Origin of the sequence: Hymenobacter sp. DG01, assembly GCF_006352025.1 — a bacterium.
Lineage (GTDB): Bacteria > Bacteroidota > Bacteroidia > Cytophagales > Hymenobacteraceae > Hymenobacter.
In genome coordinates this window covers 1,382,647-1,409,157 of record NZ_CP040936.1, presented here as the reverse complement: position 1 = coordinate 1,409,157, position 26,511 = coordinate 1,382,647, and the positions used below count along the sequence as shown (strand labels likewise).

23 protein-coding genes are annotated in these 26,511 nt (G+C 60.3%); 3 read left to right on the top strand and 20 right to left on the bottom strand.

Features of this window, described 5'->3' with window-relative positions:
* Window positions 1-54: 54 nt before the first annotated feature.
* Window positions 55-699, top strand: coding sequence for a cytochrome c oxidase subunit 3 (locus FGZ14_RS06005; RefSeq protein ID WP_139922203.1), 645 nt, complete (start codon window positions 55-57; stop codon window positions 697-699).
* A gap of 117 nt (window positions 700-816) precedes the next feature.
* Here the strand turns inward: FGZ14_RS06005 and FGZ14_RS06000 are convergent, their stop codons facing one another.
* A complete protein-coding gene (locus tag FGZ14_RS06000) occupies window positions 817-3,063 on the bottom strand; it encodes a gliding motility-associated C-terminal domain-containing protein (RefSeq protein WP_139922201.1) in 2,247 nt (748 codons plus the stop codon).
* A 138-nt stretch (window positions 3,064-3,201) separates the two neighbouring features.
* Here FGZ14_RS06000 and FGZ14_RS05995 point away from each other — a divergent pair, with 138 nt between their 5' ends.
* Window positions 3,202-5,226, top strand: a complete 2,025-nt coding sequence (locus FGZ14_RS05995; RefSeq protein WP_139922198.1) for a M1 family metallopeptidase — start codon at window positions 3,202-3,204, stop codon at window positions 5,224-5,226.
* 86 nt (window positions 5,227-5,312) lie between these two features.
* Here the strand turns inward: FGZ14_RS05995 and FGZ14_RS05990 are convergent, their stop codons facing one another.
* The 7 genes from FGZ14_RS05990 to FGZ14_RS05960 form a co-directional block, all read right to left on the bottom strand.
* Window positions 5,313-5,939 carry a hypothetical protein gene (locus FGZ14_RS05990; protein WP_139922197.1) on the bottom strand — a complete coding sequence of 209 codons (627 nt, stop codon included), beginning with the start codon at window positions 5,937-5,939 and terminating at the stop codon, window positions 5,313-5,315.
* A gap of 203 nt (window positions 5,940-6,142) precedes the next feature.
* Window positions 6,143-6,583 carry a DUF2147 domain-containing protein gene (locus tag FGZ14_RS05985; RefSeq protein ID WP_139922195.1) on the bottom strand — a complete coding sequence of 147 codons (441 nt, stop codon included), beginning with the start codon at window positions 6,581-6,583 and terminating at the stop codon, window positions 6,143-6,145.
* Between the two features lie 712 nt (window positions 6,584-7,295).
* A complete protein-coding gene (locus tag FGZ14_RS05980; RefSeq protein ID WP_139922193.1) occupies window positions 7,296-8,255 on the bottom strand; it encodes a glycoside hydrolase family 43 protein in 960 nt (319 codons plus the stop codon).
* Window positions 8,256-8,294: 39 nt separating this feature from the next.
* Window positions 8,295-10,223: an alpha/beta hydrolase-fold protein gene (locus FGZ14_RS05975; protein WP_139922191.1), complete on the bottom strand. Its 1,929-nt coding sequence runs from the start codon at window positions 10,221-10,223 to the stop codon at window positions 8,295-8,297.
* Window positions 10,224-10,557: 334 nt separating this feature from the next.
* Window positions 10,558-11,460 carry an IS3 family transposase gene (locus tag FGZ14_RS05970; protein ID WP_139920978.1) on the bottom strand — a complete coding sequence of 301 codons (903 nt, stop codon included), beginning with the start codon at window positions 11,458-11,460 and terminating at the stop codon, window positions 10,558-10,560.
* Window positions 11,457-11,738, bottom strand: a complete 282-nt coding sequence (locus FGZ14_RS05965) for a transposase (RefSeq protein WP_139921999.1) — start codon at window positions 11,736-11,738, stop codon at window positions 11,457-11,459. The genes FGZ14_RS05970 and FGZ14_RS05965 overlap by 4 nt, the downstream gene beginning before the upstream one ends.
* A 264-nt stretch (window positions 11,739-12,002) precedes the next feature.
* On the bottom strand, window positions 12,003-12,557 hold the full coding sequence (locus FGZ14_RS05960) for a C40 family peptidase (RefSeq protein ID WP_139922189.1): 555 nt from the start codon (window positions 12,555-12,557) through the stop codon (window positions 12,003-12,005).
* A 193-nt stretch (window positions 12,558-12,750) separates the two neighbouring features.
* Here FGZ14_RS05960 and FGZ14_RS05955 point away from each other — a divergent pair, with 193 nt between their 5' ends.
* Window positions 12,751-14,559, top strand: a complete 1,809-nt coding sequence (locus FGZ14_RS05955; RefSeq protein WP_139922187.1) for a M61 family metallopeptidase — start codon at window positions 12,751-12,753, stop codon at window positions 14,557-14,559.
* Between the two features lie 362 nt (window positions 14,560-14,921).
* Here FGZ14_RS05955 and FGZ14_RS05950 read toward each other — a convergent pair whose 3' ends face one another.
* From FGZ14_RS05950 to FGZ14_RS05900, 12 genes are all read right to left on the bottom strand, one after another.
* Window positions 14,922-15,107 (bottom strand): hypothetical protein, encoded by a 186-nt coding sequence (locus FGZ14_RS05950; RefSeq protein ID WP_139922185.1) that lies wholly within the window; start codon window positions 15,105-15,107, stop codon window positions 14,922-14,924.
* Window positions 15,108-15,399: 292 nt separating this feature from the next.
* Window positions 15,400-17,337, bottom strand: coding sequence for a KUP/HAK/KT family potassium transporter (locus tag FGZ14_RS05945; RefSeq protein WP_139922183.1), 1,938 nt, complete (start codon window positions 17,335-17,337; stop codon window positions 15,400-15,402).
* Between the two features lie 134 nt (window positions 17,338-17,471).
* Window positions 17,472-18,074 carry a hypothetical protein gene (locus FGZ14_RS05940; protein WP_139922181.1) on the bottom strand — a complete coding sequence of 201 codons (603 nt, stop codon included), beginning with the start codon at window positions 18,072-18,074 and terminating at the stop codon, window positions 17,472-17,474.
* Window positions 18,075-18,237: 163 nt separating this feature from the next.
* A complete protein-coding gene (locus tag FGZ14_RS05935; RefSeq protein ID WP_139922179.1) occupies window positions 18,238-18,864 on the bottom strand; it encodes an FKBP-type peptidyl-prolyl cis-trans isomerase in 627 nt (208 codons plus the stop codon).
* A gap of 261 nt (window positions 18,865-19,125) precedes the next feature.
* Complete coding sequence (locus FGZ14_RS21685) at window positions 19,126-19,263, bottom strand: hypothetical protein (RefSeq protein ID WP_180754509.1); 138 nt, start codon at window positions 19,261-19,263, stop codon at window positions 19,126-19,128.
* A 245-nt stretch (window positions 19,264-19,508) separates the two neighbouring features.
* Entirely contained in the window at window positions 19,509-20,312 is an 804-nt protein-coding gene (locus tag FGZ14_RS05930; RefSeq protein ID WP_139922176.1) for a polysaccharide deacetylase family protein, read from the bottom strand.
* Window positions 20,313-20,462: 150 nt separating this feature from the next.
* A complete protein-coding gene (locus FGZ14_RS05925) occupies window positions 20,463-21,338 on the bottom strand; it encodes an aldo/keto reductase (protein WP_139922174.1) in 876 nt (291 codons plus the stop codon).
* Between the two features lie 184 nt (window positions 21,339-21,522).
* Window positions 21,523-22,443 carry a hypothetical protein gene (locus tag FGZ14_RS05920; RefSeq protein ID WP_139922172.1) on the bottom strand — a complete coding sequence of 307 codons (921 nt, stop codon included), beginning with the start codon at window positions 22,441-22,443 and terminating at the stop codon, window positions 21,523-21,525.
* A 117-nt stretch (window positions 22,444-22,560) separates the two neighbouring features.
* Complete coding sequence (locus FGZ14_RS05915) at window positions 22,561-23,250, bottom strand: hypothetical protein (RefSeq protein WP_139922170.1); 690 nt, start codon at window positions 23,248-23,250, stop codon at window positions 22,561-22,563.
* A 15-nt stretch (window positions 23,251-23,265) separates the two neighbouring features.
* Window positions 23,266-23,868, bottom strand: a complete 603-nt coding sequence (locus tag FGZ14_RS05910) for a hypothetical protein (RefSeq protein ID WP_139922168.1) — start codon at window positions 23,866-23,868, stop codon at window positions 23,266-23,268.
* Window positions 23,869-23,931: 63 nt separating this feature from the next.
* Window positions 23,932-24,417, bottom strand: a complete 486-nt coding sequence (locus FGZ14_RS05905; protein WP_139922166.1) for a hypothetical protein — start codon at window positions 24,415-24,417, stop codon at window positions 23,932-23,934.
* 112 nt (window positions 24,418-24,529) lie between these two features.
* On the bottom strand, window positions 24,530-26,362 hold the full coding sequence (locus FGZ14_RS05900; protein WP_139922164.1) for a penicillin-binding protein 2: 1,833 nt from the start codon (window positions 26,360-26,362) through the stop codon (window positions 24,530-24,532).
* Window positions 26,363-26,511: the final 149 nt, after the last annotated feature.

The following is a 26,511-nucleotide window of genomic DNA, read 5'->3' as shown; positions in this document are numbered from 1 at the left end:
CTAAAGGGCTGCAGATTGGTTTGCTTACTGGCACGTAGTCCCGCCTCTCACCTCATGAATTCCGACCAAGAACGAACCAACAAAATTGGAGCCGGCCGGCCGGCTTCGGCCTTCCAGCGTATGGAGCGGGTACCGCCCATGCTGTTGATGCTTTACCTGGGCCTGGGCGGCATTACCGTGCTGTTCCTGATGCTGGTAGTAGCCTATGCCTACACCCGCCACCAGAGTGATGCCCCTACGGGCATTTACCCGCTCCCGCGCTTCTTCTCCCTGAGTACCATTGTGCTGCTCATTAGCAGCTACACCATCAACCAGGCCCGCCGCCTTTACGCCCACGACGACCTGACCGGGCTGGGCCGTTGTCTGGGGGCTACGCTGCTGCTGAGCAGTGTATTTGCCGGCCTGCAGGTGTTGGGCTGGCGCGAGCTGACTACCCAGGGCGTGGCCCTGGATGGGGTAGCCAGCGGCACGTTTGTGTACCTGCTCTCGGCCCTGCACGTAGCCCACCTGCTGGGGGGCATGCTGTTTCTGCTGGCCCTGCTGCTGCGTACCCACCATGCCTCCCGCGACGCCGTCCGGAGCCTGGTATTCATTCGCAACCCCTACCGCCGCCTGCAGCTGCGCATGATTACCCTGTACTGGCACTTCATTGATGTGCTATGGGTAGGGCTGTTCGCGGTGTTTCTGTTCCTGTATTAAAGCCCGCCTCGACCCGGCTGCCCCGTTGCCTAATACTTTGGCGGGAGGTAGAAAGCCCCCGCGTTTCACAGAAAAAGCCCGGCCCGGCCGGGCTTTTTCTGTGTGTACCGAAGCCGCTTAGTTGGCAATGGTAACGGTGCCTTTGTAGCGTTTCTTGTCCGTAAATTCGATGAGGTAATAATACACCCCGGCGGGCAGGCCGTCCCCGTCCCAGCGGAAGCTGCGGTTGGTGGTGTGGTACACGCGGGCGCCCCAGCGGTTGAAGATGTCGATGTCGGCAAAGCGGGAGTCGCAGAAATCCGGGGGCAGGTTGTTTTTTAGGTTATCCAGCTCGAAGTAGTCGTTTTTGTCGTCGCGCTGGTAGGGCGTAATGATGTTGGAGGGAATGAATTCGCGCGCGGGCGGGGGCTCTACCTCAAAACGAACCACCCGGGTCTGGGGCTGCGGGCGGCAGGTGCTTTCCTGGAGCACGAACGTTACCTCCAGGCCATTACGGCGCACGGCCTCGCAGTTGGCTTCCCACCGGAATGTGCCAGCGGCCTGGCCCGTGCCGTTGCGAGCCTCGAAGCTCATGCCGGCCGCGGCCAGGTCGAAGCCGGCGCCCGTAGCTGCCAGGGTCAGGGCATCCTGGTCAATATCCAGCCCCGCCAACGTTGCTTCGTACATGCCCCCGATGGGCCGCCTAATCACGACGGGCACGGGCGAAGAGCCAGCCGCAGGCGGCAGGGTACTGGTTAGGGCGGGGGCGTGGTTGAGGTAATCAATCTGGATGGGCACGACCACCGTGGTGGCCTGCCGCTCGGCGCAGGGGGTAGCCGCCGCCGTAAATTCAAACTCATAGAGTGGCTTATCCACAGCCCGGCAATCAACGCGCCAGCTGAAGCGGCCCGTTAGCTGGCCATTGGTTTGCAGTTGAGTAAGCTGGGCGCCGAGGGCCGTCGGCGAGAAGCCCCGGCCGCTCATTTCCAGGGTGAGCGGGTCGTTGTCGGGGTCGGCCGCTACTAACTCGAAGTTAATCAGGTCGCCGGGACGGGCGCGCAGGGGCAGGGCGGCAGTGGTGCGCAGCAGGGGTGGGGCATTGGGGTCAGGAATGGAGGTAACGGCTACCCGCACGGTGTCGCGCTTGGGCAGGCTGCAGCCATCGTCGGCCACAATCACATCCAGCAGAAACACCTGGCCCCGGGTGTTAAAGCAGGCCGGGAAGCAAAGCTGCGACACCAGCGTATCGGGGGCGCCGGGCGCCCGCACCATGCCCTGCTGCACGCTGAGCGTGGGCAGGGGCACCGAGAAATTAACCGGCCGCAACGACAACGTCAGGGTCGAGGTGGGGTCCGGGTCAGTGAACTTCAGGGTGAAACAGCGGCCGGTGGTGGGCGTCATGCGCAGCGTATCGCGCCCGAGCTGGTAGGGGCGGCTGCGGCCGGGTACCTGCATTACTACTTTCGGGCGGGCATTGGTGGGGCAGTTGATGACTTTGAGCTGAAAATCGCGCCGGGCTTCTCCTAATCGCACTCCCTTCCGGTACTCAGTGCAGCGCACCCCAAACACAAACAGGCCTAGGCGGGTAGGCCGTACCTCCAGCCGCCCCGTAAACCGCCCGATGCTCAGGGTAGGCCGCCCCGGAATCTGGCGGTTTACCGAGAGGCTGTCGGCCCAGCGTATGGTGCTGTAGGGGGCCGCGGAGGCCCGGGCGGGTTTGGGGGTAAACGTGTTGGACGAGCCATTCAGGGGCGTTACCAGGTCGTACACCAGGGAGTCGCCGTCGGCATCAGTACCGCTGAAGTTGTAATAGAACAGCTCGCCGCGGCAAGCATAGTCGCTCAGGGGCGGGAAAATGCGCGGCGTGGAGTTACGGAAAGCCTGCCCGCCCCGCACCACGGCCGGAAACTCCAGGTAGAACGTCTGAGCGGCCCCGCCCGGATCAATAATATTGCTGATGCCATTGTTGCGGCAGCAGCGCTCTACGGCCGCATAGTAGCCGTTCGGACTGCCGTAGGCCTGGCTGGTCAGGGTAATGACCTGGGAATAAATCAGGCGCCTAGTAACCAGGGAGGGGGTAGTGCAGGCCGGGTTGGTGTAGTTGACGAGGGTGTTGCTGGTCAGGGGCAGCGGCACGTCCAGCATCCGGCGGTTGTTGCCCTTCTCGAAAATGCTGGCCGTAAGCTCCCGGTCGAGGGCGCCGGCCTGCCCGTTTACGGCATCGAAATACAGGTTAAGGGTCAGCTGGTAGCGGTTGCCCGACAGGTATTGCAGGTCCAGCTCGCCGCCCACAATGTGGGTGGCCCGGGCTGCCGGGGCCAGCAGGCAGAGCAGCCACAGCAGAACGCCACGCTGGAAAATAACCACAAGAGTAGAAGTTGGCATATAGGCAGTGCAGGTAGTGAGTGAGCAGTACGGAAAGATACAAGGCATTCACCCCAAAGTCATTGCCCTTCAGCGTTTTTCTAGGGGCCACTGCTTACCTTGCTACCAGCATCCCGCCTTTCTATTTTTCCTGTCCCTATGCCTGCATTACGCTTTATTCTCATGCTTGCCGGTTTGGCCTGTAGCCTGATGGCCGCGGCCCAGCTGCCCACGTACCAGCCCGTACCAGCCGACCTGACCGGGGCCGCCGCCGCGGCCTGTGCCCAGGCGCACGAAGGAGCCGCTCAGCGCTCCACCAGCTACGCCAGCCTCAGCCACCGCCAGAAAATGGCGCGCTACGATGTGAAGTACTACAAGCTGGATCTGAACCTGAGCAACACCTCCCGCAACGTGGGGGGCATCGTGACCATCAAGGGCCAGGCCGGTCCCCAGGGGCTCGATTCCCTGGCTTTCGAGCTGTACTCTTCCCTGATAATTGACGCCGTGTATATGGATGGCAGCAGCGCGCAGGGCACGCGCCGCCAGGGCCTGGGCGATGTAACCGTGGGCCTGAGCCAGCCCGTGAAGCCCAATGCGTTGTTCACGGCCCAGATTGTGTACCACGGCACGGCCCCCAACAGCAACGCGGCTGCCATTGGCAATGCCCTCAATACCCGGGTGGCGCCGGGCTTCAACGTCAGCACTACCTGGAGCTTGTCGGAGCCCTACAACGCCTACGAGTGGTGGCCCTGCAAGCAGGTCCTCACCGATAAGGCCGACTCCGTGGATGTGTGGATTACCACGGCCGCTACCAACCGCGTGGGGTCCAATGGGGTGCTGCGGGCCGTGACGCCCCAGCCCGGCAACCAGGTGCGCTACGAGTGGAAGTCGCGCTACCCCATTGCCTACTACCTGATTTCGGTGGCCGTGGGACCCTACGTTGAGTATGTGAACTACGCCAACCCGGCCGGCGGACCGCGCATTCCCATCGTCAACTACGTGTACAATCAGGAGGCCCTAAACTTCTACCGCGCCGAAATTGACCGCACCCCCGGCTTTATTGAAAACTTCTCGGAGCTGGTAGGGCTCTACCCCTTCGCGGGTGAAAAGTACGGCCACAGCATGGCACCCATCGGGGGCGGTATGGAGCACCAGACCATGACCACTCAGGATGGCTTCAACTTCACGCTTACGGCCCACGAGCTGTTTCACCAGTGGTTTGGCGACAATGTAACCTGCGGAGCCTGGGAAGATATCTGGCTGAATGAGGGCTTTGCTTCTTATGGGGAGTACCTGTCCCTGACCCGGTTTTCTACCCCGCAGGCCGGGCGAGAGTGGCTCGACCAGGCCCACAACTCGGCTATGAGCCAGCCGGGCGGCAGCGTTTTTGTTTCCGATACCACTAACGTCAGCCGCATCTTCAGCTCCCGCCTCAGTTACAAGAAAGGTGCGGCAGTCATTCATATGCTGCGCTACCTGCTGAACGACGACGCCAAGTTTTTCCGGGCCCTGCGCACTTACCAGACCACCTACGCCGGCCGCACCGCCCGCACCCGCGACCTGCAGCGCATCTTCGAGGCCGAAGCCGGCCGCTCGCTGCAGTATTTCTTTGACCAGTGGTTTCGGGGTGAGGGCTACCCTATCTTTTCCATCCGCTGGAATCAGGTAGGCTCTACGGTATATCTGGCTACCACCGAAACCGTTTCCATGCCAACCGTGACGCCCTTCTTTGACGTGGAGATGGAGTACCTGCTCACCTTCACCGACAACACCAGCCGCATCGTGCGCCTGCGCCAGGACAAGCCCCAGATGTCGGTGAGCTTCACCGAGTCTCGCCCAATATTCACTATCCTGCCCAACCCCAATAAGTGGATTCTCAGCGGCGCGGGCATGAACATCCGCGACAATGGGTTGATAACCGCCAACCAGCGCGCTCAGTCGGTTGCTACCCTCACGGTATATCCCAACCCCTGCCGCAGCCAGCTTCGCTTCGCGGATTTTGCGGGCCCCCGCGCCCAGGCCGAGGTGTCGGATGCTACGGGCCGGGTAGTGCTGCGCCAGACCATTAGCGCCGCGGCGCCCTTGCTGCAGACTGGCCCTCTGGCTCCCGGCCTCTACCACCTGCGCCTGACCGATGCCAACGGCCTGATTTCACAAGCCCGCTTTGTCCGCGAGGCTGACTAGGAGGCCACGTGTTCAATAAAACAGCCCTTCTGCCACCGGCAGAAGGGCTGTTTTGCGTTGATGCTCGTGCCAGCAACCGGCAAGAGCTACCGCCGGGCGTATTTGCTGATAAGCTGCTGCACCTCGGGCGGCGCCTCAGGCATTTTGAATACGGCCTCCATCAGCTCATCAAAGGAATGAGCTGGGGTGAAGATGGCATCGGCGAAGGGGTTGCTCAGCAGGCGCAGAAAGCCCGGCTGCCCATTGATGCTCACCAGGTCAACGGTAATGTTGCCGTAGCGCTGGTTGCACCGCCCGGTGGCCGTGCAATCCTGGGGGCGGGGCTTCAGAAAGTGCTTCTGGGTCGTTTCGGTGTACTGCTCGTGGTGGAGGGTACGCTGGCTGGAGGCACCCAGATGGTAGCCCAGGGCCAGAATCCGGTCCCGGATAAAATCAAACAGGTGGCGGAAGTTGCCGGGTCCAATGCTGGGGTCGTAGAGAAACACGGCGCCCGGCCGCGCCTCATCCCGGGCCAGCTCTACCCGAAACTGGCTGTTGGGCAGCCCCGCTTTCTGGTAATGATACGCCTTGAAGTAGGGGCCCATCCAGTTCAGGTAAACCTGCTGGGCCACCCACTGCTGGCGGGTCTGCTCCTCGGCCGCGCTGCGCTGCAGCGGCTGCCAGTCGGCAGAAGCGGGAGCAGAGCCTGAAAAAAGCCGTTTGAACAGATTCAACAACGTAGTAGGTAAGGTGTAGGAGAGTAACATGCCCCCCTGCAAATGGTTTTGAGGGCCACGAATCCGCAGCTACCAAACAGGGCGCCACTTTACGCCAGGCCGCCCATATAAGGGGCTTAACCCAGCTAAAAACAACAGGGCGGCGCCTCCTGACCGGAAGCGCCGCCCTGCGGCAGCGGAAAACAGCTGCTACCTATTATTTATTTAACCCGCGTCCAGGTCTGCGACTTGCCAATCAGCGAAAAACCGATGTAGCCTTTTACTTCCATGCTATTGGCATTCAGCATTTTCATGTAGCAGGAGTAAGTTTTGCCGCTCTCCGGATCATAGATTTTGCCATCATCCCACTTGTTGTCGTCATCGTACTCGAAGTCCTGCAAAAACACCAGGCCCAGGCGCGGACGGGTGCGCAGTTTGGGGTCGGGGTTCATGGTATCCATTTTGGGTTTGCCGGTCTTGGGGTCGTTCGGTACCGTCAGGCTTACAATTTTGCCGCACAGCTTGTTGCCGCACTTGTAAATCTCGAAGGTGGCCTTTTTCTCGGCGTTGGTCCACACCCCCAGGGGAGAGAGAGACTGGGCGGAGGCGGCCCCTAGCAAACCCAAGAACATACCCAGGCAGAGGAACAGAATTTTTTTCATGGTGAGAGAAGTGGTGAGTGGAGTTTTTCCGGGAAAAAGATAGGAAAAAGTCGGGAAGAAGTGCTGCAGCCCCGTTTTTTCAACACTGGCCGAAGGGCAACTTTAGGGCCAGATTATGCCCGGTGCTGTTTGAGAAAAATATTTGTGTTTTAAAGCGGTTGATGGTCAAGTAGATGGCTAAAAAGCGGCCTCGGGGCTGTAAATAATAGTGTTTTTATTTTGAACCATCCGAGGGGCTTTTAACTTTACCTACCGTAGCGAGTGCTACAGCCCCCGCCAAGCAGCCCTAAGGTGCTGGGTAGCGCGGCCCGGGTTATGTCGGATCTAAAGAAAGGAGGTACAAAATGTCTAGTAGTCCCAACCAAATCCTGCCAAGCCTGTCGAATGTAGTCCGCTTCACCGCCGGACGCGCTTAACAACAGCTTTCGCGCGGAACCCACTCCCATTTGAGTAGTTCCCGCATTCTGGCAAGGTCTTACTGGTTAAGTGGATGATGGGGCTGTTACCCCAGACTCATCGCTTGGTAAGATTTGAAGGATTAGATGCCCGGTTCGCCCAGCAGCCTCAGTAAGAGGATCTGCATAGGCGACCGGGCATCGTTCGTTTAGGTCAATAGGAACAAAGAGGGGAGTTTACATGCGTATAGATAACGCATTAGAGTAGCCTCACCAGAACTCCCAAAATCAGCACGCTGACCCGGAAACAGCCGCCTCTACTTAACGGGGGCCACCCCATTGACCGTCTGTACAATTTTCTGGATAGTGCCGTCGGGATTATAGTTCAGATAGTCTACGCAGATGGAGCGGCGGTAGCTGCCACCCGTGGGCAAGGTTCCGTTGTGGTAGAAAAAGTAGCTTTTGCCTTTGTAATCGATGATGCCGGGGTGCGTAGTAAAGCTGTTCGGTACGTTTTCCTGGAGAATGCCCCGGTACGTCCAGGGGCCAGTAGCACTAGGGGCCGTGCAGTATTCAATCATTTCGGGCTTGGTGCCTTCACTGGCATATACCAGGTAGTACAGGTTTTTGCGCTTGTACACCCACGGGCCTTCAATGTAGTTTTTGGGCGTAAGCACCGTGATAGGGCCCGCTAGCTCGGTCATGTTATCCTTGAGCTTCGCCCATCGGCAGCTGCCGTTGCCCCAGTACAGGTAGGCCTGCTGGTCGTCATATATAAACACGGTGGGGTCGATGTCGTCCCAGGCGTGGGGCTTGTCCTTGGTCATCTCATTGACGATGAGTGCCTTGCCGATGGCATCCCTGAAAGGTCCCGTTGGCCTATCCGACACGGCTACGCCGATGGCCGCACCACCCTGGCTGTTATCGTCTTTCTTGTGAAAGGTAGAGACAAACCAGTAGAACTTGCCATTCCGATACACGCACTGTGCCGCGTAGGCATCGCCGGTAGCCCAGGCAAAAGTGCGGGGCGAGAGGCGGGTGCCGTAATCTTTCCAGTGCACCATATCAGTAGTGGAGTAGATCCGCCAGTCGGGCATTTTATAGTTGGTTTCCTGCACCGAAGCCGTATCGTGGCTGGTGTACAGAAATAGGGTGTCGCGGTACACCAGCGGGGCCGGGTCAGCCGTAAACACACCCTTAATGATTGGATTCTGTGCCTGCACAGGCAGGTAAGCCCCGAAGGTCAGCAGCAGGGCTCCAAGCCAGGTATTCTTCATCGAACCAAAGTAATAGGGTAGGAAAACAGACAGAGTAGCCTAGAATAACCCTTGGGCAAACTGGTATAAATCGTGGCGCCACACGGGCCAGGTGTGGCCGCCAGGGTACTCGCTGTACACATACTTAATACCCAACTCATCCAGCTTGGCCCGCATTACCTTGTTGTTGGCGTAGGCAATATCGGCCGGTCCGCCCATGGAGAGCCACAGCTGTTTCAGGTTGGTGTTGATGGTGCTGGTATTGGCCTTCATAAACGCATACTGCGGGTCTGACAGGGCCGGATTGTTGGCGAAAAAGCCCGAGCTGAACACGCCGAGGTGGGCGAACATATCAGTGTTCTTCATGCCGGCGTAGAGGGTTTGCAGGCCCCCCATCGACAAGCCCGCCAGGGCCCGGCTCTGGGCTCCGGGAGCTACCCGGTAGTTGCTTTCCACCACCGGCAGCACAGTTTTCTTCAGCTCGTCTTCAAACCTTTTCAGGGTACCCTCGCCGAAGCCCGCCGGGCCACCTGGGCCGCCCATATTTCCATCCAGCATCACTACCAGCATGGGCTTCGTTTTCTGGGCGGCAATCAGATTGTCGAGAATTATATCGGCTTTGCCCTGCCGGGCCCAGCCAGTTTCGTCTTCGCCGCCACCGTGCAGCAGATACAGTACCGGGTACTTCGTGGCGGTGTTGGTATCGTAGCCAGCCGGCGTGTACACGTACATCTGCCGCCACGAGTTGGTAACCGTTGAGTAGAAGCGCCTGAGTCGCACCTCGCCATGCGGCATGTCTTTCTGGGCGTAAAAGCTGGTGCCGCGGCCGGGAACCTCAATACCACTGGCCATGCGTCCCATTCCGTAGAAGGTTTCGCTGGCGGGGTCGGCTACGGCCAGACCATCGAGTACCAGCGAGTAGTAGTGCAGGCCCCGGCTCAGCGTGTCGGTGGTCACGGTCCAGGTGCCGGCGCTGTCTTTCACCATGTCGTATTTGCGGCCTAGGTCCAGTTGGGCGCGCTGCACGCCGGGGGCTTTCAGGCGAAACACAGCGCGATTGTCGGGCAGAATCTGGGGGTACTTGGCGTTGCGCACGTTGGTAGCGGCCGGGGTGCCAAGCACGGTGAAGGTGGGCAGTGCCGCCACATCAACGGGCTTGAACAGCTGCTGCGAAAACATGTACAGCCCATTCTTCCAGACCTTGAAATCGTGCCCGCCAGCCTCCAGGTAGTACACGTGCGGCACGCGGTGCTCGTAGAGGTAGTCGTGGGTGCGTTGGCTGACGGGCAGCAGGCCGTCCTGGTCGCCGCAGGAAATCCAGAGGAGCTTGAGCTGCTTTGTGGCTTTGGTGGGGTCGGGTAGGAGCTGCTCGGGCAGTTTGGTATTCGGGGCCGAGGAAAAGCCGCCTACCCAGGCAAACTTATCCAGGTTGCCCAGCCCGAAGTTCAACGACTGCCCGCCGCCCATCGACAACCCGGCAATAGCCCGGTTTTCGCGGTTGGTGAGAACCGGGTACCTCTTTTCTATGAAAGGAATCAGGTCCGTCAGCAGGTCTTTTTCAAAGTTGGCGAAAGCAGCCACCTTCTCCGGGCCGTAGATATTCCCGACGGGCCGGTCATCTTTCATGGCCCGGCCGTTGGGCATTACCACCAGCATGGGCTTGAGCTTGCCGGCCGCGTATAGGTTGTCGAGAATCACCTGCGGGTGCCCCCCTTTAAGCCATTCCTTTTCGTCGCCCCCAATGCCGTGAAGCAGGTAGAGCACCGGATACTTTTTCTTCTTGGAATAGCCCGGCGGCGTGTACACCAGCGCCTTACGCACCGTGCCCACTGTTTTGGAGGGGTAGCTGATGCTGTCTATACTACCGGTAGCTATACCCATTCTTGGCTGATCGAAGCCTTTGGGGGCTTCAGTTGGCGCCTTTTGGGCAACTGCACTACTTGCACCCAGTAACACAACGCTCACAATCAGGGGTAGTATGTTTCTCATAGCTTGGCGAAAGAGGCTCGTAACGAATGGAAAAGTAACCGGTTTTCCATCAACGCGGTCAGAGTTAAGCGGCGGATTTTTCCTGCTGGGCTGTTCCCTGCAAAACGATGGAAGCAGGCTAAAGACACCGTACTAGGGGGTAGGGTTTGGCATATCAGACCACGCAGCACACGCACGGACGGATGGTAGCCACCGGAGCTTTTTCATGCTGGCTATTACAGTGCCGGTGCTATTGCCAGCTAAGTATAGGCAATGTAGTATATAAGAAAGCCCGATTTCTGCTCTGGAAATCGGGCTTTCTTTTGAGTGAGGCAGGAGGAGTGAGGTGGTCCAGTTAGAGCGTAGAGAATAGGGCGGTATTTTTAAGTTGTTGGAGGTAAAAGGTTTGCGGGGTCTGATACGCGAGTGCTGAATGCCGGCGCTCGTGGTTGTAGTAGTCGAAATAAGTGGCCACGCTGTGCTGCGCGTCGGCTAAGTCGCGGAACACGGGCCACTCGCGCGGCCCCAGCTCCTCAGTTTTGAGCCGCGACCACAGGCTCTCGGCCTGCGCGTTGTCCAGGCATTCGGCGCGGCGGCTCTGCGAGCGCTGACAGCCGTACTGGTCGAGCAGGGCGCGGTAGGTGTTGGCGCAGTACTGCCCGCCGCGGTCCGAGTGCACCACCAGGCCGGGGGCGGGCCGACGGGCCAGCAGGGCTTGGCGTAAGGCACTGGTGACCAGCTCTTCGGGCATCGTATCGAGCACCCGCCACCCGACCACCTGCCGGGTACAGGCGTCCTGAAAGGCGCACAGGTAGGCCCATTGCCCCGAGGCCAGCGGCAGGTAGGTGATATCGCTGACCCAGACCCGGTTAGGCGTGGTTGGCTTGGGCTGGTCGAGCAGCCGGTTGGGCGCGCAGCGCAGCCCGTGGGTCGAATCGGTGGTGCGCGGGGTGTAGGCGCGGGGCTGCAAGGCCCGCAGCCCATGCCGCCGCATGGCCGAGCGCAGGCGCTGGCGGCCCACGCAGTGGCCCTGGGCTTGCAGCTCGACCCGTAAGCGGCGGGTGCCGTAGCAACGTTTGTGCTGGCCGAAGGCTTCTTTCAGCGCCTCTTCCCAGTTCGCTGCCGTCGGCTGAGCCGGGGTGGGCTGCTGCTGCTTGCGCCAGGCATAGTAGCGGCTGGCGGACACCTGCAGCATCCGGCAGAGCAACTCAACCGCGTAGCTAGTACGCTCCTGGTCAATAAATTGCCAGCAGCTCATCGGGCAGGTGGGGTGGAGAAGATGGCGATGGCTTTTTTTAAAATTTCCAGCTCCTGCTCCAGCCGCCGGTTGGCGGCCCGCAGCTGGCGCACCTCGGCGGCCTCGGCCGGGTCGGCGGGCAGCGGCGGTTGGGCGGCTTTTTGCCACTCACAAATCAGCTTCGGGCGAATGTTGAGGGCGCGGGCCGCCGCCTGCGCCGAGCGGCTCTCACGGGCCACGCGCAGGGCTTCGGCTTTGAAGGCCTCGTCGTATTTGCGGCGCTTATCAGTCTTGTCCATGGGTCGGAAATTACCACCCAATTCTCTCTCCTCTAACTAGACCACCTCAGAGTTGCTCAGGCGATTGGACGCTGGGCGTAGCGAATGAGGCCGTAGAAACAGAGCAGGAGCATAGCCGCAGCTGAGTAGGAAGGGCTGCAACAAGCAGGCAGGAGCATATCCGCAGCCGGCCGAAAGTAAGTCGGCGCCAACTCGTCAGCTAAGCCTTGGCTTATGCCGCGAAATGCTGACTGTTACCTTATTACCTCGCCAATGCATTACTTGTTATAGCACCCGGCGTACCTGCATAAAGCGACGCTCGTAGTCGGTGCCTTCCACCTGGCTGATTTTCACCCCCGATTCGCGACGGGCCGAGGAAGAATGCACAAAGCGCAGGGGCTGCTCGCCGGGGCGGCTGATGACAATGCCGGCGTGGCCGGGGGTAGTGGAGGTGGCGGCTGTTCCCGTAAATACTACAATGTCGCCGGGGCGGGCCTGGGTGCGTTCCACTGCCCGACCAGTGCTAATCAGCAGGGCCGTGGAGTGGGGCACCGGAATGCGGTAGCGGGCAAATACGTAGTTCACAAAGCCCGAGCAGTCGAAGCCGGTTTCGGGGGTGCTGCCGGCGTAGCAGTAATTGGTGCCCAACTGGCGCAGGGCAAACGCCACCACGCTGTCGGCGCGGGGTAGGGGCTTCGTGCTGATTACGTAGGCCGTAGCATGTACCGGCACCGTGCGGGGCTGCGGCCGGGCCGTGGGTTGCGCCTCAGGCCCCGAGTACATGGCCCACCCAACCACCAGGCTAACCAGCAGCAGAAATCCAAGCCAGACGTAACGCATAAGTGGGGGTAGGAAAAGAGCAGTGAGAAACCGGACTGCTTTCGTAACGGGTCCGGCCGGGAGCGGGTTCCGTATGGTTGGGCTGCCCGGGAAGTAATCGGGTGGCTTTTGGGCGTTACCTTGCAGCTTCGGGCAGTTTTCGCCGTTCTTTGACGACCAAATCAGCTCATTCACCTCCTCACCCTCTTTCCTGATGCTCCTGATTCGTACCCGCCATCTGGCGGTAGCGGCCCTGGGACTGTTGCTGAGCCAGGCCGGCTCGGCCGCGGCCGCCGCACCCACTCTGCGCTATACCCTCTCGATGCCCGCGCCGCAAACGCACTACTTCGAGGTAGAAATGAAGCTCGATGGCTTCAATAAAGCGTACACCGACGTGAAAATGCCGGTGTGGGCCCCTGGGTCTTACCTCGTGCGCGAGTTTGCCAAGAACGTGGAAGGCTTTCAGGCCACGGCCGGCAGCGAGCAGCTGCGGGTAGAGAAAGTAACCAAGAATACCTGGCGCGTCTATCATCCCAAGGCCAAGAGCTTTGCGGTGCGCTACCGGGTCTATGCCTTCGAGCTGAGCGTGCGCACCAGCTTTATTGACGCGGCCCACGGCTACGTAAACGGTACCAGCGTGTTTATGTACCCGGCCGAGGGCAAGCAGCTGCCCAGCACTCTGGAAGTGCAGCCCGCGCAGGGGTGGAGCCAGGTAAGCACCAGCCTGAAGCCGGCTGGCGGCACATTCACGTTCCGTTCCTCCAGCTACGATGAGCTGGCCGACTCACCCATCGAAATCGGTAACCAGAAGCTCTACACCTTCACGGCTAACGGCACGCCCCACACGGTAGCCATGTTCGGCGACCCGAAAGTGGACGAGCAACGCCTGACCCGCGACATGCAGCGTGTGTGCGAAGAGGCCCAGAAAGTGGTAGGCCAAAACCCCCTGGACCGCTACGTGTTCATCGTGCACAACATCGACCGGGGCACCGGCGGCCTGGAGCACCTCTTTTCTACTACCCTCTCCGTCTCGCGCAATGCCTACTCCTCGGAGGCCGGCTGGAAAGGGTTTCTGGGACTGGTGGCCCATGAGTACTTCCACCTCTGGAACGTGAAGCGCATCCGGCCCGTAGCCCTGGGCCCCTTCGACTACGACCAGGAAAACTATACCCGCATGCTGTGGGTAAGTGAAGGCGGCACCGAGTACTTCTCGAACCTGATTGTGCAGCGGGCCGGCTTTGTGTCGCCGGATGAGTACCTGGGCGACCTGAGCAACGGCATCAACCGCGTAGAAAACACGCCCGGCAACCGGCAGCAGTCGGCCGCTGAGTCGAGCTTCGATGCCTGGATCAAGTACTACCGCCCGAACGAAAATTCCGCGAATACCGGCATCAGCTACTATGATAAAGGCGAGGTAATCGGGGCTGTGCTGGATTTGATGATCATCAACGAAACCAAAGGCCAGAAAAGCCTCGATGACGTGATGCGCTACCTCTACGACCGGTACTACAAGCAGCTGGGCCGGGGCTTTACCGACGAGGAGTACCAGGATGCCGTGGCCAAAGTAGCCGGCCGCCGCTTCGATGACTTTTTCCGCCGCCACGTGTACGGGGTAGAGACCCTGCCCTACGAGCAGGCCCTGGGCTATGCCGGCCTGAAGCTGACGGTAACGCCCGCCGCGGCCACGGAGGCCAGCCTGGGTGCCAGCATCAGCGCTGCCGGTGGCCGCCAAACGGTGAGCAGCGTACTGCGCGAGGGCAGCGCCTGGCAGGGCGGCCTGAGCGTGGGCGACGAAATTCTGGCCGTAGATGGCGCCCGCGTAACCGACGATGTAAACCGGTTGCTGGCCGGCCGAACTGCCGGTTCCACGGTGCGGCTGCTGGTAAACCGCGACGGGCAGATCAAGGAGTTGAGCTTCCCGCTGCTGGCCAACTCCCTGCGCCGCTACCGCATTGAGCGGCAGGCCAGCCCCACTGCCGAACAGCAGACCGTACTGGCCAAGTGGCTGCCGGTGCGCAAGTAACCAGGCTACCCCGTTCAATTATTCAAACCCCGGTCCTGCCCAGCAGGCCGGGGTTTTGCTTGCCAGCCGGGGTAGGGGCCACTGGGTTAGGTTCTGGATGAAGGTAGGACTTCGTGAATAGCCATAGAAGAACACTACAGGTTATATTTCCCCGCTAATTGTCTTAACTGGCAGCGCGCAAAAAGAGGCGCTCAAGCAGCCTGAATCGCTCAGCACAGCGCCGTACTACAATGCGTTCTATCTTTTCCTATCTGGTTTTACTCTTGATTAGTGCGGCCTCCAGTGGCTGGCTGAGCATGTTGGACCCGACATTATCCATCAGGTCCTGGTCTGAAACAATAGGGCAGCCGGTTTCTTTCTGGTTAGGCAGCTTGCTCGCGGGGCCTGCCTTTGAGCTGCTTTACGTTGGCTGGGCGCACCTTCTGGCAACTGGCATTTATTGGGTTGTTGCCAAAACGAAGGGTAGGGCTTTGGCCAGCCTCTGGCAGCACGTACTGCTGGGGGCAGTCATCGGTGGGGTTGCTTGTCTCTACGCCAGCATCTTCCAAGATCAGTGGCTTCTACATAGCCCGTGGCATAATGGTAAGCTGCTATTTATATACACTTGCGCCGGCGGTGTGTACGGGTGGTGCTACCATCGCTTAGTCCCGGCGCGTACCCCTGAGTAGGTATTGTGTAGCAGGAGAAACCTGCCGCTTCCTACCGGAGCCAAGGTGTACGTCGGAGTCTGACAACGTAGTTGAATCAAATGAGGCCTCCAGTTCACTTCTTTCTAAAGAAAAAAAGCCCCACTGATATCTTCAGTAGGGCTTTCTTGATTACGCTGCGGACTGGGCAGGGCTAGCGGATGCGCTTGAGGGCTACCTCGCGGACCGGCGTAATTACCAGCGGCACCTTCTCGACTTTCACCGAGCTAGTATCCAGACCAAAGTACTTGTCTTCCGAAGCAATGAACTGCTTGATGTAGAAATAGGCCTGCATCACCAGCTTCTCGACCATGGGGAATTCGTTTTCCACCGACAAGAACTTCTCCAGCACCACGAAGCGGAAGTCGCCGGTGACGTGCTGCTTGCTCAGCGACTCGTAGCGCGAGGTTATGTCCACCTCTTTGTTGCGCACCAGGTCCTCTACCACTTTGCGGAAGTAGAGGTTAATGCGCTGCTCCACCCGGAAGCCCAGGCGGAAGGTAATGCGGAACACGTCGTCGTGGGCCAGCTCGGTTACCTTGTACTCCATGGTGTAGGGCTCGTCGGTGGTATCTACGTGCACAAACCAGTAGATATCGGCCCGCTTCGGGCGCTTCTGGAAGATAGAGTAGATAATCTTCGACTCAATTTCCGACTGCCGCTCCGCCGACGACATGAAGACCAGGTGGGTGGCGTACTTGGATACCGTTTCGTCGTTGGAGAGCTGCTTGAGGGCTTCTACGTAGGGCTCAATCTTCACAAACTCGGTGAGGCGGCGCTTGATAAAGTAAGCTCGCAGCCACACGTACATCACCGAAATCAGGGCCAGGCTGATAGCCACCGAAACCCAGCCCCCGTGCGGGAACTTGATGAGGTTAGCCACCAGGAAGGAGCCCTCAATCAGGCCGTACACCAGCACAAACAGCGCCACCACCGGCTTGGGCACCCGTTTCACGAACAACAGCCACATGGACAGCAGAATCGTGGTCATGAGCATGGTGACGGTAATGGCCAGCCCGTAGGCCGCCTCCATGTTCTCGGAGCGGCGGAAGTAGAGCACCACCGCAATGCAGCCCAGCAGCAGCAGGCGGTTCATGCTGGGAACGTACAGCTGGCCCTTTACATCGGTAGGGTAGTTGAGACGCACTTTCGGCCACATGTTCAGCCGGATAGCCTCGGCCACCAGCGTAAACGAGCCCGTAATCAGGGCCTGGGAGGCAATGATGGCCGCAATAGTAGCAATGCCAATGCCGATGAGCAGAAACCAGTCGGGCATAAGGGCATAGAAGGGGTTGCGGCCGTTAAGCTGCTCGCCCTGGTGCGCCACCAGCCAGCCGCCCTGCCCAAAGTAGTTGAGCACCAGGCATAGCTTCACGAAAACCCAGCTGATGCGGATGTTGCCCTTGCCGCAGTGGCCCAGGTCGGAGTACAAGGCCTCGGCCCCGGTAGTACACAGAAACACCGAGCCCAGCAGCCAGAACCCGCCGGGCCGGTTGGCCAGCATGTTGTAAGCGTAGTAAGGGTTGATGGCCTTCAGAATCTCGGGGTGCTGCAGAATGCCGTGCACGCCCAGGGCCGCCAGCATCGAGAACCACAAAAACATAATGGGTCCAAAGGCCTTGCCCACAATCTGGGTGCCGAAGCTCTGAAGCAGAAACAGGGCAATCAGGATGGCAATAACGATGGGTACCGTTTGAATATGCGGGTACACCGTCTCCAGCCCCTCAATGGCCGAGGAAACCGATACCGGTGGGGTAATCACGCCGTCGGCCAGCAAGGCAGCCCCGCCCACGATGGCAATGCCCGAAAGCCAGGCCCCGCGCCGCCGCACCAGGGTATAGAGCGAGAAAATGCCGCCTTCGCCGTTGTTATCGGCGTTCAGGGTTAGCAGCACGTACTTAATGGTGGTTTGCAGCGTGAGGGTCCAGAGCACGCAGGAAATGCCCCCGTACACTAGGTCCGGATCGATGCGCCCCGGAACAATGGCCTTCATCACGTACAAGGGCGAGGTGCCGATGTCGCCGTAGATGATGCCCAGGGCAATAAGCAGCCCGGCCGTTGAAATGGCGGTGTGCTGATGTTTGGCGTCCATGAGAGAAATGAAAGGGTGAGGGAAGCCGTTTTTTGACGAGCGGGGCCAAAGGTAGGAGTTGAGCGCTAATGCCGGCTACAAACTCAGCCGCGCTTACGCAGCCACCCCACGAAAAGTGACAGTTTACCTGAAAATCAGGCCGGCAGCGGCGGGTCCGGCGCGGGCAAATCAGTGGCTTCATCGGATCTGGCCAGCCAATAGGCGGCCTCCGTGGCGGCCTCGTGGTGGCGCTGCCGAATCCGGTAGTTGGCTTCCTGGGCCAGCTGTTGCCAGCTGCGGGCCGGGCCGGAAAACGCAAAATGGCGGGGCTCCTGGCCCGGGCGATGCAGGCGCCAGCGGTTAGTGCCCCGCACGCCCCACACCAGCAGTAAGGCCCCCACGCTCAGGCCCAGTGCGGCTGGCATGGTGCGCAGCCAGAACTGCAAGTAGCCCAGCATAAACCCGCACAGCACAAAGCCTCCCAGCAGCACCCCCAGCAGCCACCGCACCGGCTGCACATCTACTCCTGCCAGCTCGCGCCAGCCAAACAGCTCGCCATTAATTTCCAGCGCGTCGTTGGTAAGGGCCACCCGGCCATCCTCGCTGCGTAGGGTTCGGAATTGTGTGGGGTGTAGGGGCGGCTGAGCCTGAAACCTGGGCTCCGGCAAGGCAGGCAAGGAGCCAGCCGGCAATAGCGGGCGCGCACCGTGTAGCGGGGTATCCGGGTCAGGAGGAAGGGGAACAGATGCATCAGACATGGCCGAAAAAGCCCCGCCGGCCCCGGTAGCCCGTCCCCGGTGAAGGGGCGCAGCAACAAGCATGGGCAACAGCGGGGCCGTACTGGGAGGTTAAAAAGAAAGCCGGGGGTAGGCAGCCCAAAGCCCGGCAGAAGCACTATCGAGCCCGGGCAGGCCAGTGGCCTTAATTATTTACTTTCAGCAGCTCAACATCGAAAATCAGGGCCGAGTCGGGGCCGATGTCGCGGCCGGCGCCACGCTTGCCGTAGGCCAGGTCCGAGGGGATGTAGAGGCGCCACTTCGAGCCTTCGGGCATCAGCTGCAGGGCTTCTGTCCAGCCGGCAATTACCTGGTTTACCCCGAAGGTAGCAGGCTGGCCGCGCTGGTAAGAGCTGTCGAACACGTTACCGTTGATGAGGGTGCCGTGGTAGTGCGTGGTCACCGACGAGCCAGGGCCGGGCTTGCGGCCATTACCCTCCTTCAGCACCTCGTACTGGAGGCCGCTGGGTAGGGTAGTAATGCCAGGCTTGCCGGCGTTTTCTTTCAGGAAGGATTCGCCTTCGGCTTTGTTGTTGCTCATGGCACTGGGGTCTTGGTTGGCTTCTTCGTGGGCCTCCATCTGCTGCTGCAGCTGCTGCATGGCGCTCTGCATCTGCTCAGGAGTCAGGCGGCTGGGCTCCCCGCCCAGGGCTTCCTTCATGCTCTGGGCAAATACGTCAATGTCCAGGTCGAGGCCCTGCTGGGCAAAGTTGCGGGCCATGTCGCGCCCGATGATGTAGCTGATTTGCTCTTTCAAGCCGGTCAGGTTCATAAATCACAGATTTCCGCTGACAGAGCTGATAACGCTGATTTCCTTCGTAGAAATCCTTTCAGCCCGTCAGCGCGTGAGAGGTAAGGCGGCCCACCGTGGGCCGCCGCTAGCGTGAAGTACCGAAAACCGCCGCGAATGGATGTTGTTTTTTTCGGACCAGAGAGGTAATGCCCTGATTTTGAACCTCGGTTTGTGCAGCCCCCAAACGCAACAAACCCCGCCAGCGGCGGGGTTTGCGCAAAATTCGGCTATCTGACTACGCTAGCAGAAGTGCAGCTCTTCTTCGTCGCGAAGATCAAAAAACAGATTCAGGTCGCGAACCTGGGAGGCCAGGTAACCCAAAGACCCCAGGCCCCCCAGAAACAGCAGGGAGGAAACGGCAGCGGCGCTCTTTTTCATGGCAAGGCAGATAGAAGGTTGCAGATCAAGTTGTTGGATGCAAAGATAATACGGCTGCGTAACAAAATTGTTATGCAAGCATCATTTATTTGTTGCCTTAGCCTTACGCACAGGCAGTCAGCGCCCTGCCCGTAAGGGTTCGGCCTGCAGCATGAGCAGTTAAGTTAAGCATGATGCTGAAGGCGGAAAAAAGGTTAGGGTCACCGGCTGCCACGGTGCGGGCACAGCCGGAGCTGCTTGGCAGCCTAGCGTTGCTGAGTCGCCCTGATTTTGGCGGCTACATCCACCATCGGAGCCACCCAGATGTCCTGTTCGTGGGCTTTAAGATAGCGCAGCAGCTGCCGGTGAGCCTTTAGGTCCACGTTCAGGGAGTGGCCGCCGCCCACGCCGTGAAACAGGAATACCAGCACCGTACCCGACTGCTGGGCCTTTTTCACCAGGTCAATCAGCTGGGCGCCGGTTTGCCCGTTTATCATGTAGCTGTTGATGTTGGTCAGGTCCACCTGGGCGGCGGTCTGCAGGCCCCCGGTTACGCCCCGGGCCGCCACAAAATCGTTCCTGAGCTGCTCGTAGAAGTACACTCCCCCGATCTGCCGGTCGCCGCAGGGGTAGGCGAAGGTGCGGGCCGTTTTGCCATCAATGGCGTTGAGCAGGGTATTGTTGGCGCGCACCTCACTCACGGCCCGCGTCACGGTGTACTTGCTCAGGTCGTTGTCAGGCGTCACGAAGCCGCGGCCAGGCAGGCTACCGTCGCAGGGGTGCATGAGGGCGTGGTTGCCGAGCTCGTGGCCGCGCTGGGCGGCCCGGCGCCACTCCGGCAGCCGGCGGGCCACCACCGGCGAGGACCCAATCAGGTAAAACGTACCCCGCAGTTTCACTGAATCCAGTGCGGGCACCACGTTGTCCAGGTCCACATCAATAGCGTCGTCGTAGGTCAGCACCACGGCGCACGATTTGTTGTTCCAGGGGCCAGTGGTTTGGGCCTGGCTGGCCGGCTTGGCGCTGAGCAGCAGGGTAGCAGTGAGGGAAAAAAGAACGAGTCGGTTCATGCAGGAAAAGCGGAGAAAGAAGCCGCGGCCGGGAAGGTAGCAGTACCCCGGCCCTTAGGCAAAAGGCGGGTACAAATATGTTCAGCACCGACTTCCGGCGGACCACAAGCGCCAAAAAATGCTGTGGCCAGGCCGTTGTGGCAGCTTTGCCTAGCCTAGGTAGGCCATGTCTTCCGCGCTCAGCTGAATGGCAGCGGCCGCCAGATTTTCGTGCAGGTGGGCCAGCGACGATGTGCCCGGGATGGGCAGCAGCCACGGGGAGCGGTGCAGCAGCCAGGAGATATTGATTTGAGCCGGAGTGGCCTCGTGCTGGCGGGCTACCTCGGTAATCTTATCTAGGGACTTGGGCAGCGCATGCAGCAGGGAGAAAAACGGAATCAGCGGAATCTGGTGCTGCTCGCAGAGGTCCAGTACCTCCTCGCCGCCGGGGTTATGGCCGTGGGGCAGCTGCACGGTGGTGCGCTGGGCGTAGCTGTACATGTTTTCTACGGTGGCAATGGGGCCCAGCCGCAGGCCGGCTTCCAGCTCCGCGCGGGTTACGTTGCTCAGGCCTACGTGCTGAATCTTGCCCTCGCGCTGCAGCTCGAACATGGCGCCCAATTGCTCGTCAAGAGGCACGGGGCCGTGGCCCATTAGGCGCAGGTGCACCAGCTGAATCTGCTCCTGCCCCAGGGTTCGCAGGTTGTTCTCAATACTCTGACGGAGGTTTTCGGGGGTATTGAAGGGCACCCAGCTTTTGTCCGGCCGGCGGGTGGCGCCTACCTTGGTGCAAATCACCAGGCCGGGGGCGTAGGGGTACAGGGCCTCGCGGATCAGGCGGTTGGTTACGTCCTCGCCGTAGTAGTCGGCCGTATCAATGAAATTCACGCCCGACTCCACGGCCGTGCGCAGAATCTGCAGGGCTTCGGGGCGGTTAGCGGGCTCGCCCCATATTTCGGGGCCCGTCAGGCGCATGGTGCCGTAGCCGAGGCGCGACACGGTAAGGGGCTGGGCAGAGCCGGGGGCAATGGTGATGGTCGAGGACATAAGGAAGTAGCTAGCGGGCAGATGCCCTGTAGTACAGGCTCCATCAGTTTTTGTTCTCTGAGTATCTGCCAAAAAAAAGCGGCCGCGAGGTGAAAGCCATGCTTCCACTTCGCGGCCGCCGCAGGAAGTAGTGACCCGCTTCCTGCCTAGTGCCCACAGCGCCGGGCAGCCGGCAACCGGGCGTTTACTCGTCGGTAGCCGAGGGCCGGCCGCCCAGCATGATGGCCAGCAACTTCATACCGATCTGCATTTCGTCCTTGGCGTAATCGAGCACCGGGGAGGTAGTTTTGACCTGCAGATCCTCGGGGGTTACGGGTTTGGCCTGCACGCTGGCTACTTCGTACACCAGCTGCTGCTTGCGGGCCTGATCGAAGTACACGGTGAGCTTGGAAATGCCGTTTTTCTGCTTCACGTACACTGGGTGCGCAAAATTGAGTACCTGCGGCAGCTGGGGAGCCGTCCAGACGTCGAGGGCCACGGGCTTCTGCTCGTTGGCGTTTGCTGCGGCCGCGCCGGGCTTCAGGGTATAGGTGGTTTTCTGGCTGGGGTAACCGGCCACCAGCACGGTTTCGGTGGTGGGCTGGATGGTGTAATCGGTGTCCACTACCACAATGCTCTGCCAGGTTTTCTTCACGGAGGCCGCGTCATAGGTATAGGCTACCTGCTCCGCCGCCGTGTGGCTTTTCAGCAGCACCAGACCCGCGTTTTTAGCTCCGTTAAAATAGTTTTCCAGGTGGTAGGTGAGGCCGTCGGTGTTCACACGTACTTCCTGCCCTCGGCAGTAAATCGTGCCTTTGCGCGGCAGCATCAGGGCACCCATGGTCATGGCCGGGCTCATGGCTTGTGCCTCGGCCTGGAACTGGCGCTGCTCGGCGGGCGTCAGGCTGGCGGCCAGCTGTTGTACCTGAGCCTGCACGTTGCCTTTCGAGGGGTCAATCCGGCTCAGCATTTTGTCGTAGGGGTTGCCCGGCAACGATACCTTGGTTACGATAACCCCCTGGCTAAATGGCTCCGGACCGGCCAGTGGGATAGTAGAATAGCCAGCCGCAGCCAGCATGGCCGCCAGCGGCAGCACCGAGAACATCACGGAACGACGAATGCGCATGCGTGTAAGGAGTAGGAAAGGAGGAGGTAAGGGCAAGGTTGCTACCCGACTGGTTTAGACAAAAAGCCGGATAACGGGCGGTAATCTATATAGATAATCTGGAATGCTAGGGGCGGCTTAGTCCTTGTAATACTCCTTGATGGGGTAGGAGCGGGTAGTACTGGTCCAGCGGCCATTGGTTTTCCGGCGCGTCTTAACGGTGACTTTCTCCCCGCCGCGGGCATCCTCTTCCAGGGTCAATACCTCGCTCAGGCCCTGGCCGGGCACTACCTCGTATTCCGTGGTCAGGTGCCAGCAGCAGCCATCTTTTTGAAAAGTAATGAGGCGTTTGCGAGCCTTATCCACTTGAAACATGCCCAGATTGTCGGAGGCCAGGGCCGTCAGCTCGGCGCTACGGATGAAGCGGCGGGAGCGGCTGGCGTACACGTACACATCGTAGGAGGGGCCGTCGTAGCTGCTGCGGTTGCCGTTGCGGATAGCCAGGTCCTCGCTGCCATCAAAGTTGAAGTCGCCGAAAATGAGAGGGCTCTGCTCGCCGTACAGCTCCACTGTATTCACGGTAGGCTGCCGGCCGGGGGCGTCGAGGTAGAAGGAAAGGTCCTCGGAAGTGAAGGACTGGACGAGCTGCCGGGTTTGCTTGTTAAGTAGCCGGATGGTACCCGCACCCGCGCAGTGGTCGTCGGCGCAATCGGCCACGGTAATGGTAGCAGCGTAGCGCGCCGAGCCCTGGGTAACGGTAAAGCTACGCGGACCTGGGCCGATAGAGGCGGTTCCGAGCCCGAAAACAAGCAAAAGAGCACGAACCATGCGTAAACAGATAGCTTAGTTGGCGGCGTTTCGGGAGGTAAAATGCTGCTGGGCGATACGCAGAAATTCCTCTTTCGATAGGTAGCGGTCCAAGAAGTCCTGCAGGCTGCCCACAACGGTTAGTTCCTCGAAGAAAACTTCATGATCGGTACCATATACGGTCGGGTTATGGGGTCTGGGGTCGCTCAGACACACAAAATAATGGTCGGGGAAGCCATAAGAATAGCAGATGCAACTGAACTCCAACGGGTCGGTTCCGGCTACAATGGGGCGGAGGTCGTTGGGAGTTACCAGGCCCTCCAACTCGCCAAAATCGGGAGTGTTTGGGGTGAAGGGCGTAAAGCGGAAGTTGCGGAAGAAGTCTTGCCCGTAGGGAAGCTCGTGGTTGGAGAAAAAGTGCTGCAGCAAGGCCTCGTAGAAAGCTGTAGCATTGGTGGAGTATAGTGCCGAGTGCCGCTGGTAGAACTCATCGAGGCCTGAGGGCTGTTCGGCGTAGCTTCGGGGGTAGAGCGGATGAGAAAAGGTAGTGGCCTGCAGAAACTCTGCCAGCGTAGCAGTGGGCCCGGCCGTAGTGGTCCCGCCCAGACGATGAAGTTGCTGGCGGATTTCAGGTGTCATACGCGCGGCTTATGGCTTGCAGAGCTGCTGAGAAAAGCGCTGGACAATAAATTGCCCAGGCGCTTATTTTTTCAGTACTAGCTCAGCCTTCTTGACCACTAGTGTAGGGTTGGGGGCCGCTACCAAACGCGCTTTGAACATATAGGTACCCATTTTAGGTGCCGTGAGAGTCGCGTTTTTGCCTGTAAAGCTCCAGTTGGTTTTGCCGTTAACGGTGGTTTTTACTTCACCCACCGTTACATTTTTCTCCGTCGGATCAAGCTCAAGCTGCTGGTATGGTGCACCGTTTTGAAACACCTGCACCTGAAAGCGTACCGGAGCTTCGCCATCGTAGGCCATGTCTATATCCGACCACAGGGCTAGCTCTTCGCCTTGCTGCAACTGCAAGGTAGCGTCTTTCACTACCTCTTGGCCCGGCGTGCTGATCGTGTTGATAGGAAGGCGCGCTACTTCTTTGCCGAATAGGCTGTCACAGGCACTAAGCGGTGCGGCCAGTACCAGGACCGCTAATAACTTATGAAGGCTAGATAGAGGGTAGGTTTTTCGCATCTGTATAAGGGGTTTGAAGCGGTAAGCTTAGAGATTTTTACCCAAACCATCACGTGTTAAGCTTTCAGCCTCGCACCCTAGGCCTGCCACCGCCCCATATTTGCCAGGGGCGTTAATACCCGTTGCGGGCCCGGTGCTGAATGCGGGCCTCCCAGCGCTTGCGCTTAGGCGCGATGTAGCCGCGCAGGTACTTCTCCATCACCATCACGGCGCAGGGCGCGGCGGCCGTAGCCCCAAACCCCCCGTTTTCCAGGTACACGGCCACGGCTATTTTGGGGTTATCGGCCGGGGCAAAGCCCACGAAAGCCGCGTGGTCGTCGCCTTCGTCGTTTTCCACGGTGCCGGTTTTGCCGGCCACCGTAATGCCCACATCGGCGAGACTGGAGGCATCGGCGGTGCCCCCGCGCTGCATTACGGCCACCATGCCCGGCACCAGGGCCGCGAAATGGGCGCTGTCGATGAGGGTGTGGCGCTTTTCCCGGAAGCGCGGTAGCGGGCCGGTGCTGCCCACGCTACGCACCAGATGAGGCCGGTAGTACCAGCCCCGGTTGGCAATAATAGCGGCCATATTGGCCATCTGCAAGCCCGTCAGGTTGATTTCGCCCTGCCCGATGCTGAGGGAGTAGATGGAGCGGTACGTCCAGTTGCGGGTGCGGCGGGCCTTGTCGTAGTAAGCAGGGGTAGGCAGAAAGCCGGGCGCCTCCCGAGGCAGGTCCACGCCCAGCACGGAGTCGAGCCCGAAGGAGCGCACGTAGCGCCGCCACTGGGCCAGGTTGGCGTGGCGGGCCGCTACCGTATCCTGCGCCAGGGAATCAGGCACGCAGTCGATAAGGCTCCGCATCACCTGGTAGAAGTAGGGGTTGCAGCTGTACTTGAGCCCCGCCGTGAGGCTACTGGCCGGCCGGTGCCGGTGCACGCAGCTTACCAGGCGCTGGTCGCAGGGGAAGGCCGAAGCCGGAGTTATGGCCTGCATCTGCAGAGCTACGGCGGCGTTTACCAGCTTAAATACCGAGCCCGGCGGGTTGGCCAGCATGGCGGGCCGGTTGAGCAGGGGCATGTTTTCATCTTCCAGCAGCTCAGCCCGCACCCCGGCCTGATCGGGGGCCGTGAGGGTAGCCGCCGGGTACACCGGCCCCGATACATAGGCCAGTATCTCGCCCGTGCGTGGGTCGAGGGCCACGAGGTAGCCTTTGCGGCTCCCAATCAGCTTTTCGGCGTAGGCCTGCAGCTTCACATCCAGGGTCAGGTGCAGGTCCTGGCCTTGCCGGAAGGTCGTGTCCGGGGCCCAGGTACCGTGCTGACGGCCCTGCTTGTCAACCAGGGGGTGCAGGTAGCCGTGGCGGCCGGTGAGCAACCCGTTGTAGTAGCTCTCCACACCCCCGTTGCGCAGGCGGTAGAAGCGGCCCCGGCGGTAGCGCTGGGCCTGGCGGTAGAAGGCCTGCGCCTCGGCGCCAAGGTAGCCCAGTATGGGTGCTCCGGCCGGCGTGGTATAGGTGCGGCGGGGGCGCTCCAGCAATGTCAGGCGCGGGACGGTGGCGCTGCTGTCCCGGCGGATGCGCTCGGCTTCGGCTTTGGTCAGGCGGAGCTGCACGGGGTAGCCGGGCCGGGCGCCGGGGTAGGGCAGGGCCTCAGCAATGCGCCGGCGCACGGTAGTGGAGTCCCAGCCCAGCAGCTGGCCCAGGGCCAGGGTATCGAGCGGGGGGCGTAGCGGGAGCTTCAGCAGAAACTGCGGGCGGGTATCCACCAGCACGGAATCGTTGCGGTCAAGAATGCGGCCCCGGATCAGCGAATCAGCTACTACTACGCGGCGGCGGGTGTACACCTCGCCGGTTGTGGGGTCCTCCTGGGTGGGGGTGCTGGTGGGGTGTTCGGGTGACGAGCAGGCGGCCAGGCCTAGCAGCAGAACGAATAGACTCTTGCCCCACCTGTTGAAACCAATACGCATGCGGGCAAAGCTATGCAATTGCCCGAAGTAGGTCCGGAGGTTCTCGGTCAACGGTACTGGTTGCCAGTTGAAGCCGGCCCGGGGGGCTTCGTTGCGGAAGGAGGCCTGTTTATCCTGATAGCCTACCCGGGCCCCCGGTATGAGAACTG

What these genes read in the sequence shown, in the direction of transcription:
- FGZ14_RS06005 (WP_139922203.1), top strand. Translation starts at nt 55, where the DNA reads ATGAATTCCGACCAAGAACGAACCAACAAAATTGGAGCCGGCCGGCCG.
- FGZ14_RS05900 (WP_139922164.1), bottom strand. Translation starts at nt 26,362, where the DNA reads ATGCGTATTGGTTTCAACAGGTGGGGCAAGAGTCTATTCGTTCTGCTG.
- FGZ14_RS05995 (WP_139922198.1), top strand. Translation starts at nt 3,202, where the DNA reads ATGCCTGCATTACGCTTTATTCTCATGCTTGCCGGTTTGGCCTGTAGC.
- FGZ14_RS05915 (WP_139922170.1), bottom strand. Translation starts at nt 23,250, where the DNA reads ATGGTTCGTGCTCTTTTGCTTGTTTTCGGGCTCGGAACCGCCTCTATC.
- FGZ14_RS05980 (WP_139922193.1), bottom strand. Translation starts at nt 8,255, where the DNA reads ATGAAGAATACCTGGCTTGGAGCCCTGCTGCTGACCTTCGGGGCTTAC.
- FGZ14_RS05955 (WP_139922187.1), top strand. Translation starts at nt 12,751, where the DNA reads ATGCTCCTGATTCGTACCCGCCATCTGGCGGTAGCGGCCCTGGGACTG.
- FGZ14_RS05975 (WP_139922191.1), bottom strand. Translation starts at nt 10,223, where the DNA reads ATGAGAAACATACTACCCCTGATTGTGAGCGTTGTGTTACTGGGTGCA.
- FGZ14_RS05985 (WP_139922195.1), bottom strand. Translation starts at nt 6,583, where the DNA reads ATGAAAAAAATTCTGTTCCTCTGCCTGGGTATGTTCTTGGGTTTGCTA.
- FGZ14_RS21685 (WP_180754509.1), bottom strand. Translation starts at nt 19,263, where the DNA reads ATGAAAAAGAGCGCCGCTGCCGTTTCCTCCCTGCTGTTTCTGGGGGGC.
- FGZ14_RS05960 (WP_139922189.1), bottom strand. Translation starts at nt 12,557, where the DNA reads ATGCGTTACGTCTGGCTTGGATTTCTGCTGCTGGTTAGCCTGGTGGTT.
- FGZ14_RS06000 (WP_139922201.1), bottom strand. Translation starts at nt 3,063, where the DNA reads ATGCCAACTTCTACTCTTGTGGTTATTTTCCAGCGTGGCGTTCTGCTG.
- FGZ14_RS05910 (WP_139922168.1), bottom strand. Translation starts at nt 23,868, where the DNA reads ATGACACCTGAAATCCGCCAGCAACTTCATCGTCTGGGCGGGACCACT.
- FGZ14_RS05940 (WP_139922181.1), bottom strand. Translation starts at nt 18,074, where the DNA reads ATGTCTGATGCATCTGTTCCCCTTCCTCCTGACCCGGATACCCCGCTA.
- FGZ14_RS05905 (WP_139922166.1), bottom strand. Translation starts at nt 24,417, where the DNA reads ATGCGAAAAACCTACCCTCTATCTAGCCTTCATAAGTTATTAGCGGTC.
- FGZ14_RS05935 (WP_139922179.1), bottom strand. Translation starts at nt 18,864, where the DNA reads ATGAACCTGACCGGCTTGAAAGAGCAAATCAGCTACATCATCGGGCGC.
- FGZ14_RS05965 (WP_139921999.1), bottom strand. Translation starts at nt 11,738, where the DNA reads ATGGACAAGACTGATAAGCGCCGCAAATACGACGAGGCCTTCAAAGCC.
- FGZ14_RS05970 (WP_139920978.1), bottom strand. Translation starts at nt 11,460, where the DNA reads ATGAGCTGCTGGCAATTTATTGACCAGGAGCGTACTAGCTACGCGGTT.
- FGZ14_RS05920 (WP_139922172.1), bottom strand. Translation starts at nt 22,443, where the DNA reads ATGCGCATTCGTCGTTCCGTGATGTTCTCGGTGCTGCCGCTGGCGGCC.
- FGZ14_RS05925 (WP_139922174.1), bottom strand. Translation starts at nt 21,338, where the DNA reads ATGTCCTCGACCATCACCATTGCCCCCGGCTCTGCCCAGCCCCTTACC.
- FGZ14_RS05945 (WP_139922183.1), bottom strand. Translation starts at nt 17,337, where the DNA reads ATGGACGCCAAACATCAGCACACCGCCATTTCAACGGCCGGGCTGCTT.
- FGZ14_RS05930 (WP_139922176.1), bottom strand. Translation starts at nt 20,312, where the DNA reads ATGAACCGACTCGTTCTTTTTTCCCTCACTGCTACCCTGCTGCTCAGC.